Source organism: Bacillus sp. EB600 (assembly GCF_024494385.1).
Taxonomy (GTDB): Bacteria; Bacillota; Bacilli; order Bacillales; family Cytobacillaceae; genus JAEVLT01.
Window position 1 is genome coordinate 58,857 of the sequence record NZ_JAEVLT010000010.1, and the last position, 15,767, is coordinate 74,623.

A 15,767-nucleotide genomic window follows, 5' to 3' on the forward strand; every position below is an offset into this window, starting at 1 on the left:
TTTCTAATTTAATTTATTATCAGCTGTTATTAGCTTTTGAACTTTAAATTTCTTGAATAAAACAATAATCCCAGCAGCTAAAACAAGAACTATTTGAGGAATAGTGCTTTCCCACGATGGGTATAGGGCGAAAAACTCCACGCTTGGAATACTTTCGGCATTCGTTGTTGGAATCAGTCCTGCTAATTGCAGGCTGTGTATACCCATTCCGGTAAACTTAATGCAGAGGTAAAATACAATGACACTTGATACCATAAAGAATGGCCTTAGCGGCAGCTTTAAGCCAACAAACACCATTAAGTAGGCGATGATCCCGAGAATAACAGCTCCGATCAGAAAACCTATTAATAGGGATTGCAGTTTAATTTGGCTTGCCATTCCAATATAAAATAACACGGTTTCCGTTCCCTCACGGAATACTGCAAGGAAAGCAAGTACACCTAAAGAAATGAGTTTTCCTGTTGATAATGCCGTTTGACTTTTTTCACGCAAATAGCGGTTCCAATCAGCGATATTCGATTGGCTGTGGAGCCAATAGCTCATATACAATAACATGACGGCTGCAAATACGCCTGTCCACCCGCCAATAAGAGCATTATTATTACCAAATGCGCCGGATGAAATCACAAACTTAACGATCAGAGCCAGAATTACACTCACTCCAAGTCCACTAAGAACACCCGTCCAAATCCATCTTTTCCCCTTTGCTGATTCTGATTTTTTTGCAAAAGACATAAGGGCAATGACAACGAGTAATGCTTCCAGTCCTTCTCGAATTAGAATCATTGCTGCATCCCAATAAGTATATTGAGATTTTTGAGCTAATGGGGTAAGGTAATTAACCATATTCGTGATCGTCTTTTCAGCCTGTTGATAATTTGTTGGATTAGCAGTAAGCATAGCTTGAATAGAAACTAAATCTCTTTCAGAATCACTGTAAACAGAGGCTGACTGTGCAACCACTACGCCTTCCACGCTCAACCAGCTGTCACTAGCCTTCTTAATGCTTACAAGAGCTTGGCCTTGGTTTTGATTACTAACTTCCTTTTTTGTTTGCTGAAGTAGAATAATAAAATCGTCTAAAGAAAGATCCTCTTTCTTAAATCCTGGCTCCTTTGGGTAACCGCCACTTGCAAATTTTTCATTTACAGATTTAAGAGATTGCAACTCCTGTACTACCTGGTCCTGCTTTTTTAGAGTAAAAGCATAAACAACCTTGCCCATATTTGATTCAATATCCCGGTAAGCCGTTGCTGAATCTGCTTTTACTCCCTCTTCGATTTGCCGCCATTTTTTATTAAATTGATCATAAGACTTCTGTGATTCTGCAAGATTTCCTTTTAAAGCAAAATCAATTGCTTTATCAACAGATTCTTTGGCCTTCTTCATGTCTTCATTGGAATTTCCAGCAGCGAATGCAGGAGCAGGAATATGTATTCCAAACCCAATAATGATTAGAAAAGTGAGGATCTTGAGTAATAAATTTTTTTGCATATTCCTTCTCCTTATTGTAATATGTAAGCCTTTTAATTGATAATGAATTTCATTTATGAATCTATTATTATTCTATTTGTAATGAAAATGATTGTCAATTAGACTTTTTTTGTTTTTATTACAATAATGTGAACATTTTTTTATGGTACTGCAAAAACTTCCGGTTTTAACAAGTGCTACCCACAGAAGGAACTGCTTTATAACTCCACTGAAGTTTACCTTGCTCGTTGCAATGGCCTATAATCGAATCCAATCAGCCTTTTGGATTCATAATTCTGTGCCTTCTTTTTTATTAAAAACTGGCTTCCTTTTATTTTGTCTAATTAAAATTTAGGGGAAAATTGAGAGTGGGTTTCCTTTCAATCCAAACAGAGGGAGAAGTATTCAATGAGCAACGAAAGCCACAATGGCAAAGGACTAGGAAAAAAACTAATAAATAGACTAGCCGAATATGCAAGAGACGAAACTAAATATATTGTCCCTGTTTGTCCTTACGCAAAAAGTGTCCTTGAAAGTAAGGAAGAGTATCAAGATGTTCTTGCCAATTGAAGGATTTTTTGGTTCCTGTTTCATCATTAGGAAAACATTTTTAATCTATTCTTAAAAACTTTTTAACCCTCAATTTTTAAAGAATGTTAACTTGTTATTAATAATTTGTTCATTTCTAGTTGGTAAGATTAAAGCATGAAATCGGAAAGCTCTTTTTCATAAGACCCCCTTTTAATTAATTTTATTTTTCCGGCAAATTTTGTCGGAAATTTTTTTGCTTTTATGTGGGAAAAATCACTTATTTTTATCCAAAAAAATGTTAAATTGATACATGTACTTTGTAAAAAAGGAGATAATTTAGTGATTTCATTGCATAAAAAAATTGATAACCCATTTCTCAATAAAACAATTGAATTCCTTCGGCAAGAAATGATTCGGATTGGTATCCAAGAAGGACTTACAAGTGAAAAAACAATTAGAATCAGTCAAGAGCTTGATACTTATATCGCCAAATATCAAATGATGAGCAACAATTAGAAAATTAACTCCAGGCAATTCTCGTAACATACATTTGCAAATGATCTCATAAATTGTTAATCATATTTGGCGCTCAAGTACAACTTTCCATTTTCCTCTTTTGTTGAAATAATATAATAATTCTATTTAACTCTAATCGTTTTTCCGATGTAAATCGTATATCTCCTGTCTAATTTGTTCCATGCTTTAATCTGCGAACTCGATGTTCCAAACTGCTGTCCCAGTTCTGACACGGTATCCCCTTTACGGACAACATGATAGACTGCTTTGGAGCTTCCTGCCTGTGGACTAACAGTTCCTGTTATTTTTAGTACCTGGCCTGTTCTAATAAAGTTTACATTTCTTATATTATTTAAGGATGCTAAAGTTCTAACTGTGGTACGGTATCTTTTGGCAATCGAAGATAAGTTATCCCCTGATTTAACTTTGTAGGTGGAAGTATTTTCCTGAAGCGGAGGTGTCGAATTACCATTGATGATCAATTTTGAGGTATTCACCTTCGCTGGTTTCACACCACTTTTAAGTTTGGAAAGTATCGCCAGGTTTTGGGAAGAAGTTCCACTATATTCCATAATCCCATATTGTTTTGCAAGCTTGGAGCGATTATCGTAAGATGAGTCCAAGCCATTTGCTTTCATAAAATCAACTAGGGAGGTTGTACCTATTTGTCTAACCTCTAGTGTGGAGGATTTAACTTGATTAGTGTATTTACCGGCATAATCTTCATTTACATCAAAATCCCCGTATTCTCCCATACCAATAAACCTGTAATCTGAAGCCCACTGCCAGGCACCTAGACCGTTAGAGAAATTTGCCGTTGGCTGCCCTTTTAGCGGATTGGCCGGATAGGACGCTAACCAAGGATTACTGATGCTTAACGTTCGAGGTGTTAACCTAGTATTGTAAAAACTCGATCCACTGTAAATATCAACCTTTTTATATCCAAGCCTTTTCATTTCAGAAATAAATGTATTTGTAAATTCTGTGAGTTTCGCAGTATTACCTGGCAAATTAGCGGCCTCCACATCCACAACTACATAACCGTCTGTAGATTTATTAAAGCCAACAACCTGCAGCTTTTTATCAAACCATTGCGCTTCTTGTTTGGCAGAATTATTACTTGTAAACCGGGCAAAATGATAGGCACTTACGACCATTCCAGCCTGCTTAGCATTAGTGATGTTTACCGATGCCGCCGAGTCCATGTAATAATATCCCTCGCTGACCTTTACGACAACACCTTTTACTCCGCTGTTTTTAATTGATTGATAGAATGCGAGTGGTAGTCCAGCTTCATTGTTATAATGTGATACATCAATAAAGTCTACATCCGGTTCCTGCGCAAAAGCCGAAAATCCATAAGTGAACGTTAGAAATATTGAAAGGAAAAGTATACTTGCTGATTTAAATAGGTTTTTCACTGTATTCCTCTCCCTAAAAAATTTTGTATTAGCGTATGACATATAGAACCATTGAGTGAACGGTCGCTTTAAAAATCCTCCAATAGTTATACAAATAGGTAGTAAACTTAATAGCTGGACTGAAACTTTCATATTGAGAAATAACTAAAAGAAGGGAGGCTTCCATTTCCATGCTTTGATAACTTTTATAAAGACAGAGTGGTGTTTGATTTTATGAAAAAATGGCGGGGATCTGCTATGATGAAAAGGTGAAAATCTTTGAGGTGATAGTATGGAACAAAATCAAGAACCGAAAACAAACGGCTACGCTACTGACATTGTTTATGATTTTAAAGAATATCCCGACAAGGTCAGCGGTATCTGTGATAACTGCGGCAATACGTCATTTAAATCTTCCGTTTCGCATGGTGTATTTCTTAGAGAATGCAAAAAATGCGGGATGAAAAAAAGTATTTAGTGTTTCTATTGATTTACCAAGTAATTAAATTAAGCCATTCAACATTGTTTGAATGGCTTAATCGTCCTTTAAATTAAACAAAACGAAGATATTCTAATTCTTGTACACGTTCTTCTTTTAGTGATATCTTTGGATCATACACTACATGTTTGTACAAAAAAACCATTCCACATTTCATTTAGTGGAATGGTTTTTTGTACTATTTTTAATGAACAGTTCTTTCTGTCTCCTCAAAGTAAGGCTGAAAGAGGCCTGGCGGCTTACTTATGAAATGATTCGGATTTTCCGGGTCTTCAATCACAATAAATTGTGCTTCAATCCCATTAATAATTCTAACCGATTTGTCTACAACTTTAACAACGTAACTTGGCTCATACTTATGAGTTTTCTCCAACCTTAACAACATTCCTTTTTCAATCTCATTGAAAGTCATCATGTGGCATTCCCCCATGATGCCATTATATTCCTTATAGAAAGAATTAGCATACTTTTTTTGGTGGAAATTCACACCAGTTTTTTATTTTTCTACGGACTGCAATCTTGAAAGCATTGGCCGGCCATTTTTCCAAGAAACATCTACGGGAAGATCGAAAAATCGTGAGAGTATTTCACTGGAAATCAGTTCGTCCGTATTCCCAGTAGAAAAAACCTGCCCGGATTTTAAGAGTAATGTTTTAGTAAAGACAGGCAAAATTTCCTCAACATGGTGGGTGACATAGATAATCGTCGGGCCAATTGGATTTTTTGCAATTTTATCAATCGATTCCAACAAATGTTCACGCGCAATGAAATCAAGGCCATTGGCTGGTTCATCGAGAATAAGCAGCGAAGGGGCTCCCATCAATGCCCTCGCAATCAGGACACATTGCTTTTCCCCTTGTGATAATGTTTCGTAGGCTTGGTTAGCATAATGGAAACATCCCATCTCCTTTAGCAGGGAAATAGCCCTCTCTCTCATTTCATCTGTAGGAGTTTCATAAAGGCCAATCGAAGCAAAACCACCACTTAATACAATTTCAAATGCATTATCAACTGGATAAAATTTTTGTTGAAAAGAGGAGGAAACAAACCCAATTTGTTTACGCAGCTTTTCACCTAGGTAGCTTTTGCCAAATTCTTTTCCAAGAACAGTCACTTTCCCCTTCGTTGGAAAATATTCTGCATGCAGCATATTTAAGATAGCTGTTTTCCCTGCTCCATTTAAGCCAAATAATACCCAATGCTGGCCTTTTTTGATCTGCCAAGTCAAATTTTGTAAAATCCATTTTCCGTCTCTTTTTAAAGAGACCCCTTCTAGATGTAAAACCATCCCGGTTACTCCCCTCATCTACTAAAATTTTTAATATTGAAAATCTTATTTATTTCTATAATACCATACGTATAATAGGATGAAGCTACTAATGAATTAGATCAAATCTCCTAAAACCCCATTCTGCTTTTTTCCAGCGGCAAATATGATTTAGCTGATCATAAGACAGTAAAGACTAATAGGAAGACTTTCACTTCTTTTGATCTTCATCATCTATTCCACATGAAAGTCCTCAGAGAAAAAAAGTGAAGCAATAACAAGAAGCCATTTTTCCTGTAATAAAATGGCTTCTTTTATTGCTTCTTGGCTTTCTATTTACATTTCATTCTTACTTATTCCCAAACGATTCTCGCTTTCGGGTTCCCATAAGCGACGTATAATTATTTTTTCTGCGTTATTCATGACCTGCGACCACCTGGAACAGTTCTTCTTGATCAATGTAGCTTCCAGTGAATTCGTGTGTTAGCGTGCCAGTTTGATCAAATACAAGGGTTTTATTATCATGAATGACTTCAGCATCTTTTTTTTCAAAATGTTCTCCAAGAGGATTCGTTACTTTTACTATTTCCGATAAGTCCCCTGTCAGCATTTTCAAATAGGAGGTATCAAAGTTCATTTCCTGTGCATGTTTTTTTAAAACTTTAGGGGTATCATTCTTAGGATCAATCGATACCGACACAAGTAATATCCGGTTGGTAGGAACATTATTCGCTTTTATTTCCTGCTGCAGCTTACTAAAGTTTCCCAATAAAACAGGACAGGCATTCGGATCTGTGCAGTTTACATAAGTGAAGGTCATTGCCACAGTTTTTCCGATAAGATCCTTTTTAGTAACCTGCTGGCCATTTTGGTCAATAAGCGCAAAATTAGGCAGTTCAACATGCTTCGTCACCTTGTGTGCGCTTTCTTTCGTTTTAACATCAATTGAAAACGATTTGTCTTCCTCATCACTTTTCCCACCATGATCCACCTTAACGGTTGCAACCCAATCTCCATTCATCATTAGGTTTGCTTGTCCCACATACATCCCATCTCCAATTTCTTGGGTTACAATAGAAACAGTCCCATGATCCATATTTTTCATATTTAGATCGGCCGTCACTTTCGCCCCTGTTACGGGAGTTCCTTTACTATCTAAAATTTTAAATTGCATAGCAAAAGGTTGACCAGGAGTAAATGTTTTTGGTGTATAAAGCTTAATCTGTACATGATCTGATCCACAGCCTGCAATAAAAAAAAGCAACAGGCTTACAGCGAAAATAGCAACCCGTTTCATCAATATCAACCTTTCCGATGTAAATCATTTGAATTATTCAATCCTAATCATCTATGCGCTTTTATCAAATAAATGCACAAGGTTTATCATCTTTAAGCTTTGGTAAAGCCTATTTTATCGACAATTTCCTCTACTATCCATTATATTGTCGAAAAACAAGGAGTGGAGTGAAGAAAGTCACCTTTCAAAAAATATTCAGAAAAAAGCAGGAAGTCAAGCCATGAAAAGGTCTTGTCTTCCTGCCTACTTACTTGTCGATCTGTTCTTGGAATTTAACTACTGTTTTGCGTATAATTACGAATCTAACGTGCATAATTTAAGTAAGGACTTGTAGCTCAATGGTCAGAGCAGCCAACAGTTTCATCGGTAACTGTTGTGCCTTTTGTGGGTTCGATTCCCACCAAGTCCATAGAAAAGCGGAAGCGTCTTATAAATCCTTGGACGCATATCCTAAGCGTTGGGAAACCCTTGTGCCTACCTCAATTAATTTATCCTTAATCGCAGCAATTTTATCATCATTCATTCTCAATGCAGTACCTGATATACTTATCGCACCCGCAATTTCACCGCGATGATTAAAAATTGGAGCCGCAATACAGGTTATTCCAGTTTCATTTTCTTCTCGTTCAATTCCATATCCTTGTTCTTTAATCATTACTAGGTTTTCTAGTAATTCTTTTTCAGTTGTGATCGTCTTATCTGTATGTCTTGGTAATCCAGTTTGTTGAATAATCTCGATTGCTTCATTTTTTGGTAAATTTGCAAGAATGACCTTCCCAGCACTTGTACAATGCATAGGAGCTCTTCTGCCCACCTGAGAATGCATTCTCAATGTTTCGTGGCCTTCGAGTTTTTCAATATAAACAGCTTCTTTTTGGAAATAAGTTACCAAATGAATGACTTCATTCGAAATTTCCTCTAATTCTCTTAGGAATGGAATCGCTTCCTTTCGAATATCAATGGATTCCAATAATTTTGTGCTTAATTCGAGTACTTGATACCCTAGCTTATATTTCTTGGTTTCTTTATTTTGTTCAACAAAACCATGGGCTGTAAGTGTTTCCAATATTCGAAAAATAGAGCTTTTATTTAAGCCTAGTTTGTTTGCTAGTTCCGTTACCCCAATTCCTTCTTTGCGGGAACTAACTATTTTAATAATTGTTAATGCCCTGTCAACCGATTGGACCATATTCAACCCTCTCAATCCCAAATTTCCATTTCATCTTTAACTTTATCTTCTCTACAACCAATTATATCATCCGATCCCACACTTTAATTTATCTTCCTCTTAAACTTTTTATAGATCCGGTAGCCCTTGCGGATGCCATCAACAATTGAAAAAGGGATCGGTGGATGGTATTTTCCGATAAAAGGTTTATAAAGTTTGAAATATCCCTTTTTCAAATCATCCCATTTGCTGCAGTAGCCATCCTTGTAGAAGTCAGAAATATCGACTATATAGCCGCGCCCATTTTTCATGACTACATTTTTACCATGGACATCGTATGGATTCAAGCCCACTGATTTGGCATATGCCAAGCCGTTATCAATGTCCTTGATGACGGTTTCAGGAATGTAAACTCCCTTCACCAATGCATTAAATAACGTAATTCCCTCAAGCTTTTTTAATACTAAGAATTGATCTCCATATCCATATAATGTTGAATAAGCTTTATGGCTGCCTAGTTGTTTATAGACATCAATCTCTTTTTTAAGCTCCTCTGGATTTCTGCCATAAACCTTGACCACCCAATCTGGTTTAGATGGATGGACAAAAACTGCTGCATAATTGCCGACTCCAACCGTTTTCCATGTCTTTGATCCATTTTTTAGGCTAATGGGGTCAAAGGGGTTGTCCGATTCCAATTGAATAAAAGGCAATAACTCATGATCTATTAACTTTAAGTATTCATTTATTTCCATATTGCACCTACTACTAATCTTTTCCTAATTTAGAATGATAAGACCCACTGCAAACATGTCCTTATTTCCATTTATTTTACTACTGTAAACCCAGACAAACAAATTTTGGGTGAAAGGCTGTTTTTTCATAAACATCGTATCAAAGTTAAAGTAAAGACGCCAGAAAAGGATATTTCTGGCGTCTTTACTAACCATTATTCTTCAAAATAGTCTCTGAAAGCATTAGGATCTTTTGTGTTTTTAGCTTGGTAGTACGGGTTATTTTCTGTGGAGTCCTTTGGGTCAAGGTTTGTTTTAATAACAAGCATTGGCTCAGACTGTGTTTCAATAATCAAGCGATCAGTTAATTCGTTAAAATCAGGAATTTGTTCATTTCCGGGTTGTTTTGGCTTCATTGTAAAGCACACCTCCTAAAAGTAGGATGCAGCTTTATTAAAGTATTCATGCTATTAAAAGAAAAACTAGGGAAGTAAGTTCTCCCTAGTATGGTTATTCTTCTTCTGAACCGACTAAAAAATCAGGATTCAGCTCTTCAAATTCTTCATCGTCTACATCCATTCCCCACTCGTCATCTTCACAGGAACATCCTTCAGGATTAATCGCTACGCAAACTTTTGTTTCACCGATTACCTCGACAAGGAATTCTCTTTCAACATGAACGATGATTTTATTGCCATTAGGGGAAATAACCGCTTCTACGCAATTAGGCTGCTGAAGTACCTTTGCAATAATTTCGTTATCCTCTAAGACATCCTGATCCCGATACTTTAACTTTATGACATCAGTGTAAGTAACACGTTCGGTAACTACCTCTGTTTTTGTATTATTGTTATAAGAGTACCAAACGTTAATGTCATAGGAGCCATGTATCTCTATTGTTTTACCGGCTTTTTTCGCTTCGTATTTATGGTTGATGATCCAACAGCCTAGAATACTTGTTGGATTATGCGCCGGGCAAATCGTATGATTAGACTGCGTGAATTTTCGTCCTTTCGCTACGACCGCTTTAGTGATAATCTCTCTGTAGTCTCCCATTTCGAGCGAACCCTCCTCATTCATTTTCATTTCATCCTATGCTGATTTTTAGACTAGTGTGCGATATATTTTTGGGAATACTGGTTAAAAGTTTAGTCATAATTCATTTTATGTGGGTGTTTGTAGGATGTTCCTGCGTGGCACTAATTAAGGAGAAGCATCATTTTCTTTAAACTTTGCAAAAAAAAAACCAGGCTTGCAAATAAGCCTGGTTGATAACTTAGTGGTCGTGGTGGTCGTGGTGGTCGTGGTCATGGTCATGGCCGCAACCGCATGCTTCGTCATTTTCTAGACTAGCACCTGTTTCTCCTCGCAAAAGATCTCCGCCTGTTGCGATAATAATTTCATCTGTTACTGTATTTGAGATGGTTGAAGCAATAATTTGCAGTAATTCGTTTACTTCAAGCTGAGATTGTTTAAACTCCTGAACAACAGGAATATCATCCAATTCCTGTTCGATCGTGGCAATTTTGTCCTCTACTTTTTTTTGGGCTTCTGGTTTCCCATAATGCTGGAGATTTACTGCTTGTTTCTGTAACCCTTTAATATCAGCTATTAATGTACTTACTTTTTGGTTTCCATGAATTTGCGCTTCTGCCCGTTTGAAAAAATCTACTTCTTCTGTCTCCGCAACCATCTGCGCCAATTCCTTTGCGCGTGCAACGATTTCATCTTTTGTATACTTGGCCACATTACTTCACCTCTACCCGTTCTACTACTTCAATTAATTCTCCGTTTAAAGACCATGTTTTAGCATCAGTAATTTTCACTTTTACAATTTTGCCAATCGCTTGTTTAGGGCCTGTTAAATTCACAAGCTTACTCTTACTTGTATATCCGGCTAATACATCTGGATTGTTTTTGCTTTCCCCTTCAACCAACACTTCGACGATTTGATCCTGATACTTTTTCATTGCTTCAGCAGACGATTCATTAACTAGATTATTGAGCCGCTGCAGGCGCTCCTTCTTCACTTCGATTGGAACATTATCCTGCATTTGTGCCGCTGGAGTTCCTTCACGCGGAGAATAAATGAACGTATAAGCAGATTCAAATCCAACCTCACGGTACAAAGATAAGGTTTCTTCAAATTGCTCTTCCGTTTCATTTGGGTAGCCTACAATGATGTCTGTTGTTAAAGCTACATCAGGTATCGCTGCTTTAATCTTTCTAACAAGTTCTAAATACTGCTCTCTTGTATACTTTCGAGCCATGATCTTTAAGACATCCGTTGATCCTGACTGAACAGGTAAATGGATATGATTCATAAGGTGGCCGCCTTTTGCCAGAACCTCAATCAAATGATCATCAAAATCACGCGGATGGCTTGTTGTAAACCGAATCCGTGGAATATTAATCTTGCGAAGCTCATCCATCAAATCCCCAAGACCATATTTTATATCTTCAAAGTCTTTTCCATAGGCGTTTACATTTTGACCAAGAAGGGTAACTTCCTGATACCCTTGTGCTGCTAAATGACGAACCTCTTGGATAATTTCATCCGGTCTGCGACTGCGCTCTTTTCCTCGTGTATATGGAACAATACAATACGTACAGAATTTATCACAGCCATACATGATGTTAACCCATGCTTTGATATTCCCACGGCGCACCTTTGGAAGATTTTCAATAACGTCTCCTTCTTTAGACCAAACTTCTATAACCATTTCCTTTGACATATATGCATCATGTAAAATGTTTGGCAAACGGTGGATATTATGGGTACCAAAAATCATATCAACAAAATGATAGGACTTTAATATCTTATTGACGACTGATTCCTCCTGCGACATACAACCGCACACACCTAAGAGAAGGTCAGGGTTTTCCATTTTAAGTGCTTTTAAATGACCTAGCTCGCCAAATACTTTGTTTTCCGCATTTTCACGTATTGCACACGTATTTAAGAGAATGACGTTCGCATCTTCGACATCTTCTGTTGGTTCATATCCGAGAGCCATAAAGATCCCAGCCATGACTTCCGTATCATGTTCATTCATCTGACATCCATATGTGCGAATGTAAAATTTACGGCCTTCCCCCATGCCGCGAAATTCTTCAGGGATTGCAAAATCATTTTGGTACTTTACTTCCTCTTTCCCACGTTTTTTTGCATCTTTAAGGGAAGGAGCCGTGATTACTTTTTCAAAATACTTACTGTAATCCTTGGCGGATTTTTTGTCCGAAGGATTAGCTAAATTTGCTTGCTGACTTTCCAAACGTTGTTTTTCATTCATATTATGAAACTCCCTTCTAAAAAAATAGGCTTTATTTCATCTTTTGTAATCTGATTTTCCCACTCTTATATAGTGGGAAATAGTAGTGCCCAAATTATCTTCACATTATTATAGTATAAAGGTTAGAAGGGTTGAAAACAAGATCAAAAGCGGAAGCACGTTTAGGGAGGAACAAGGCAGTAGAGTTAGATAGCATAGAAAATCCCGCGAGGTAATTCGCGGGATTTTTATTTTCTTACATAAATTCGTTTACTAGTTTATCAAAATAGGCCTGATCAAGAGTCAAATCAGCTTGTGATAATGGCGTTTTTGCATAGTGAGGAACAAGTTCCTGATAGGAAGGTCGCTCCGTATTTTGATAAACAAGACCTGTAACAAGACCTTTATGTTTTAATAAGGTGCTCATTGCTATATCCTTACTTGAAGAATCATAGCCATCGACATCACTTAATTTCATTAGGTTTTCTTTAAACCAATCATAAGTGTTTACTTTATTGTAAGTTACACATGGGCTGAATACATTAATGAAAGAGAAACCATCATGATTAATTCCAGCCTCAATTAAAGCAGTAAGTTCTTTCAAGTCAGTCGAGAAGCTTTGTGCAACAAATGTTGCCCCTACTGATAAGGCTAATTTCATAGGAGAAATGGCTTCTTCAATCGAACCTTCTGGCGTAGACTTTGTTTTAAAGCCCATCGCAGAACGAGGTGAAGTTTGGCCTTTTGTTAATCCATAAATTTGGTTATCCATTACGATATAAGTAATGTTGATGTTACGGCGAATTGCATGAACAGTATGTCCCATACCAATTGCAAATCCATCGCCATCACCGCCGGATGCAATAACCGTTAAATCACGATTAGCCATTTTAAGACCTTGAGCGATTGGTAATGCACGGCCATGAATACCATGGACACCATATGAATTAATATATCCAGATATACGGCCGGAACAGCCGATACCAGAAATAACTGCTAAATTCTCTGGCTCTAAACCAACATTTGCTACTGCGCGTTGTATTGCTGCTTGTACAGAGTAGTCGCCACAGCCAGGGCACCAGTTCGGTTTTACATCGTTTCTGAAATCTTTAAATGTGGCCATTTAGAACAACTCCTTGCATTTGGTATAAACTTCATTAGGAAGGAAAGGGTTCCCATCATATTTAACATACTTAATAATCTTTTGAGCGTTTCCTACATTCATTTTTATAATATTTGCCAATTGACCTGTTGCGTTGTTTTCAATAACCAAAACTTTTTTGGCTGATTGAACAAGCGGCAATAATTCATCTGTTGGGAACGGATGGATTAAACGAATCTGAGCATGGTTAACTTTCATTCCATCTTTTTCAAGACGACCAATTGCTTCTTCGATTACACCGCGAGTTGAGTTAAAACCAACAAGTAATAGATCAGCATCTTCATGTGGCGCATATTTGTAAACTGGTGTATCAAAGCGAATATTTTCAAGTTTACGGAAACGTTTATCCATTTGAGCAATCCTGTTTTCTGGACCCTCAGAAGGCTTTCCTGTTTCAGCGTGCTCAACACCAGTAACATGGTGAATCCCATTTTTCATTCCTGGGATAGGACGAGGAGAAACACCGTCTTCTGTTACAAGGTAGCGCTTGTAATAGCTTCCCTGATGGTTTTCATTTTCTACAATGTCGTGATCGATGAGCTTCCCACGTCTAATTTCCACTTTACTGGAATCTAACGGTTCCACTGTTTGTTTTCCTAATGATAATTGAAGATCGGATAACACAATGACAGGGCATTGATATTCTTCCGCAAGGTTGAAAGCTTCAGCTGTATCATAGAATGCTTCTTCAACCGTACTTGGAGCGATAACAATTTTTGGGATTTCTCCGTGTGTTCCATAAATCATTGCCATTAAGTCTGATTGCTCTTGTTTTGTTGGTAACCCAGTAGAAGGACCTCCACGTTGAGTATCAACGATAACGATTGGTGTTTCAGTCATTCCTGCTAATCCAATTGCTTCCACCTTTAATGACATTCCAGGACCAGAAGATGCAGTTATCGCACGAACACCGCCATAATTGGCACCAATTGTCATTGTAGCTGCAGCAATTTCATCTTCTGTTTGAATAACCGCTCCACCAAGAGCTGGAAGTTTTTTAATTAAATATTCCATTATATCAGAAGCCGGTGTGATTGGGTATGCTGCCATGAAACGGCAACCTGCAGCAATAGCACCAAGTGCAATTGCATCGTTTCCAATCATGTACATCCGTTTTTTACCATCTGCTTTTTCAAGCTGCATGGTTTCAACACTGCCAAGCTTTTCTTTTGTATACTCATAACCCGCTTTGATTGCTTCCATGTTCTTTGCAACCACTTGGGCACCTTTTTTCCCAAAAATTTCTTGAACTACTTCTTCAAAAACGTTAATATCTAAATCTAATACAGCAGATGTAGCACCGATTGCAACCATATTTTTCATTAGGGAAGTTCCCAATTCTGTTGCAATTTCCGTAAATGGAACCGCATACAAACCTGCTTCGGTATCATCTGGTTTCTTTGGACTAAATTTCGCATCGGCTAAAATAACACCGCCTCGATGCAATTCTTTGTAGTTTACGTCAATCGTTTCTTGGTCAAAAGCAACAAGTATATCAAGGTCATCAGAAATAGTTCTTACTTGAGTTGTGCTTACTCTGATTTTATTGTTTGTATGACCACCTTTAATCCGAGACGAAAAGTGGCGATAACCATAAAGATAATAGCCTAATCGGTTAAGCGCAATTGCAAATATTTCCCCAGTACTCTCGATACCTTCGCCTTGCTGTCCTCCAACTTTCCACGAAAGTTGATTGATCATGACTTACACCCCTTTAGATATGTAAAAATTGTGTAAAGCAATTTTATCGTTAATATGTTAGTCCAATCCATGTAGACCACGAGAATTTAGCGATTCAACATGTTCTTTCTATTAAAAAATAGATTAATGGATATGTACTAAACGCTTACAATTCTAGACCTAAGTGTAAAAAATTGCAACCCTTAAGCCGCAAATTTTGTCTAAAATATGAATATTTTTTTACTATTTAAAAATTACTAGCTATTTCGCTAAATTCATATAATAATTTCCATACCTTAGCCCAGTTATTATAGGGTTCCATCCCTTATACAACTGGAAAGATTCCTTCTATTATAATTTAAAAACAATTTTATTCTATTTTACTATATTGTTGACATTTACCAAAAAGATTCTTTTTGTAGTGCAATTCCCCGGACTATAGAAAAAGCCTGCTTATTTCACACTCAAGCAGGCAGTCAATACTATTCGTTCTTCTTTTTATCGAGGTTCCACAATTAATTTTATAGCTGTGCGTTCTTCCCCATCAATCAGAATATCAGTAAACGCCGGGATGCAAATCAAATCAACTCCGCTAGGTGCTACAAATCCCCGAGCAATTGCTACGGCCTTTACGGCTTGATTTAATGCCCCTGCACCGATTGCCTGAATTTCTGCTGCACCTCTTTCTCGCAGAACCCCGGCAAGTGCACCAGCTACAGAATTAGGATTAGATTTTGCTGAAACTTTTAATATTTCCATTCCTAGCTC

Annotated in this window: 17 protein-coding genes and 1 tRNA gene; 4 read left to right on the forward strand and 14 right to left on the reverse strand. The window is 37.3% G+C overall.

Annotation, left to right across the window (positions count from 1 at the left end; translation table 11 throughout):
- Positions 1 to 3: 3 nt before the first annotated feature.
- Complete coding sequence (locus JN080_RS12770) at positions 4 to 1,494, reverse strand: FTR1 family iron permease (RefSeq protein ID WP_256236393.1); 1,491 nt, start codon at positions 1,492 to 1,494, stop codon at positions 4 to 6.
- 387 nt (positions 1,495 to 1,881) lie between these two features.
- Between JN080_RS12770 and JN080_RS12775 the strand changes: the two genes are divergently transcribed.
- Together JN080_RS12775 and JN080_RS12780 are read left to right on the forward strand one after the other, a co-directional pair.
- Positions 1,882 to 2,043, forward strand: coding sequence for a GNAT family N-acetyltransferase (locus JN080_RS12775; RefSeq protein ID WP_256236394.1), 162 nt, complete (start codon positions 1,882 to 1,884; stop codon positions 2,041 to 2,043).
- A 300-nt stretch (positions 2,044 to 2,343) separates the two neighbouring features.
- On the forward strand, positions 2,344 to 2,520 hold the full coding sequence (locus JN080_RS12780; RefSeq protein WP_256236395.1) for an aspartyl-phosphate phosphatase Spo0E family protein: 177 nt from the start codon (positions 2,344 to 2,346) through the stop codon (positions 2,518 to 2,520).
- A gap of 122 nt (positions 2,521 to 2,642) precedes the next feature.
- Here JN080_RS12780 and JN080_RS12785 read toward each other — a convergent pair whose 3' ends face one another.
- Complete coding sequence (locus JN080_RS12785) at positions 2,643 to 3,941, reverse strand: GH25 family lysozyme (protein WP_256236396.1); 1,299 nt, start codon at positions 3,939 to 3,941, stop codon at positions 2,643 to 2,645.
- A 271-nt stretch (positions 3,942 to 4,212) separates the two neighbouring features.
- On the opposite strand from JN080_RS12785, the gene JN080_RS12790 reads away from it, so the two are divergent.
- On the forward strand, positions 4,213 to 4,398 hold the full coding sequence (locus JN080_RS12790; protein WP_256236397.1) for a DUF8096 family protein: 186 nt from the start codon (positions 4,213 to 4,215) through the stop codon (positions 4,396 to 4,398).
- Between the two features lie 205 nt (positions 4,399 to 4,603).
- Here JN080_RS12790 and JN080_RS12795 read toward each other — a convergent pair whose 3' ends face one another.
- From JN080_RS12795 to JN080_RS12805, 3 genes are all read right to left on the reverse strand, one after another.
- Positions 4,604 to 4,834 carry a hypothetical protein gene (locus tag JN080_RS12795; protein WP_256236398.1) on the reverse strand — a complete coding sequence of 77 codons (231 nt, stop codon included), beginning with the start codon at positions 4,832 to 4,834 and terminating at the stop codon, positions 4,604 to 4,606.
- A gap of 81 nt (positions 4,835 to 4,915) precedes the next feature.
- Positions 4,916 to 5,707 (reverse strand): ABC transporter ATP-binding protein, encoded by a 792-nt coding sequence (locus tag JN080_RS12800; protein ID WP_256236399.1) that lies wholly within the window; start codon positions 5,705 to 5,707, stop codon positions 4,916 to 4,918.
- Positions 5,708 to 6,101: 394 nt separating this feature from the next.
- Positions 6,102 to 6,983, reverse strand: coding sequence for an SCO family protein (locus tag JN080_RS12805; RefSeq protein WP_256236400.1), 882 nt, complete (start codon positions 6,981 to 6,983; stop codon positions 6,102 to 6,104).
- Positions 6,984 to 7,307: 324 nt separating this feature from the next.
- Between JN080_RS12805 and JN080_RS12810 the strand changes: the two genes are divergently transcribed.
- Positions 7,308 to 7,392, forward strand: a tRNA-OTHER gene (locus tag JN080_RS12810).
- Between the two features lie 18 nt (positions 7,393 to 7,410).
- Here the strand turns inward: JN080_RS12810 and JN080_RS12815 are convergent.
- The 9 genes from JN080_RS12815 to spoVS all read right to left on the reverse strand — a co-directional run bounded on the left by JN080_RS12815 (position 7,411) and on the right by spoVS (position 15,758).
- Complete coding sequence (locus tag JN080_RS12815; protein ID WP_256236401.1) at positions 7,411 to 8,172, reverse strand: IclR family transcriptional regulator; 762 nt, start codon at positions 8,170 to 8,172, stop codon at positions 7,411 to 7,413.
- Between the two features lie 83 nt (positions 8,173 to 8,255).
- Entirely contained in the window at positions 8,256 to 8,906 is a 651-nt protein-coding gene (locus JN080_RS12820) for a serine/threonine protein kinase (protein WP_256236402.1), read from the reverse strand.
- Between the two features lie 194 nt (positions 8,907 to 9,100).
- The gene (locus tag JN080_RS12825; protein ID WP_256236403.1) at positions 9,101 to 9,301 is read right to left on the reverse strand and encodes a hypothetical protein; all 201 of its coding nucleotides are present in this window, start codon (positions 9,299 to 9,301) and stop codon (positions 9,101 to 9,103) included.
- A 94-nt stretch (positions 9,302 to 9,395) separates the two neighbouring features.
- Positions 9,396 to 9,941 carry an outer spore coat protein CotE gene (locus JN080_RS12830; RefSeq protein WP_256236495.1) on the reverse strand — a complete coding sequence of 182 codons (546 nt, stop codon included), beginning with the start codon at positions 9,939 to 9,941 and terminating at the stop codon, positions 9,396 to 9,398.
- 220 nt (positions 9,942 to 10,161) lie between these two features.
- Entirely contained in the window at positions 10,162 to 10,632 is a 471-nt protein-coding gene (locus JN080_RS12835; protein ID WP_256236404.1) for a YlbF/YmcA family competence regulator, read from the reverse strand.
- A 1-nt stretch (position 10,633) separates the two neighbouring features.
- Entirely contained in the window at positions 10,634 to 12,178 is a 1,545-nt protein-coding gene (gene miaB, locus JN080_RS12840) for a tRNA (N6-isopentenyl adenosine(37)-C2)-methylthiotransferase MiaB (protein WP_256236405.1), read from the reverse strand.
- A 235-nt stretch (positions 12,179 to 12,413) separates the two neighbouring features.
- Positions 12,414 to 13,280 (reverse strand): 2-oxoacid:ferredoxin oxidoreductase subunit beta, encoded by an 867-nt coding sequence (locus tag JN080_RS12845; RefSeq protein ID WP_256236406.1) that lies wholly within the window; start codon positions 13,278 to 13,280, stop codon positions 12,414 to 12,416.
- Positions 13,281 to 15,020, reverse strand: coding sequence for a 2-oxoacid:acceptor oxidoreductase subunit alpha (locus JN080_RS12850; protein ID WP_256236407.1), 1,740 nt, complete (start codon positions 15,018 to 15,020; stop codon positions 13,281 to 13,283). It lies immediately after the preceding gene.
- Positions 15,021 to 15,497: 477 nt separating this feature from the next.
- Positions 15,498 to 15,758, reverse strand: coding sequence for a stage V sporulation protein SpoVS (spoVS, locus tag JN080_RS12855; RefSeq protein ID WP_003211281.1), 261 nt, complete (start codon positions 15,756 to 15,758; stop codon positions 15,498 to 15,500).
- Between the last annotated feature and the right edge of the window lie 9 nt (positions 15,759 to 15,767).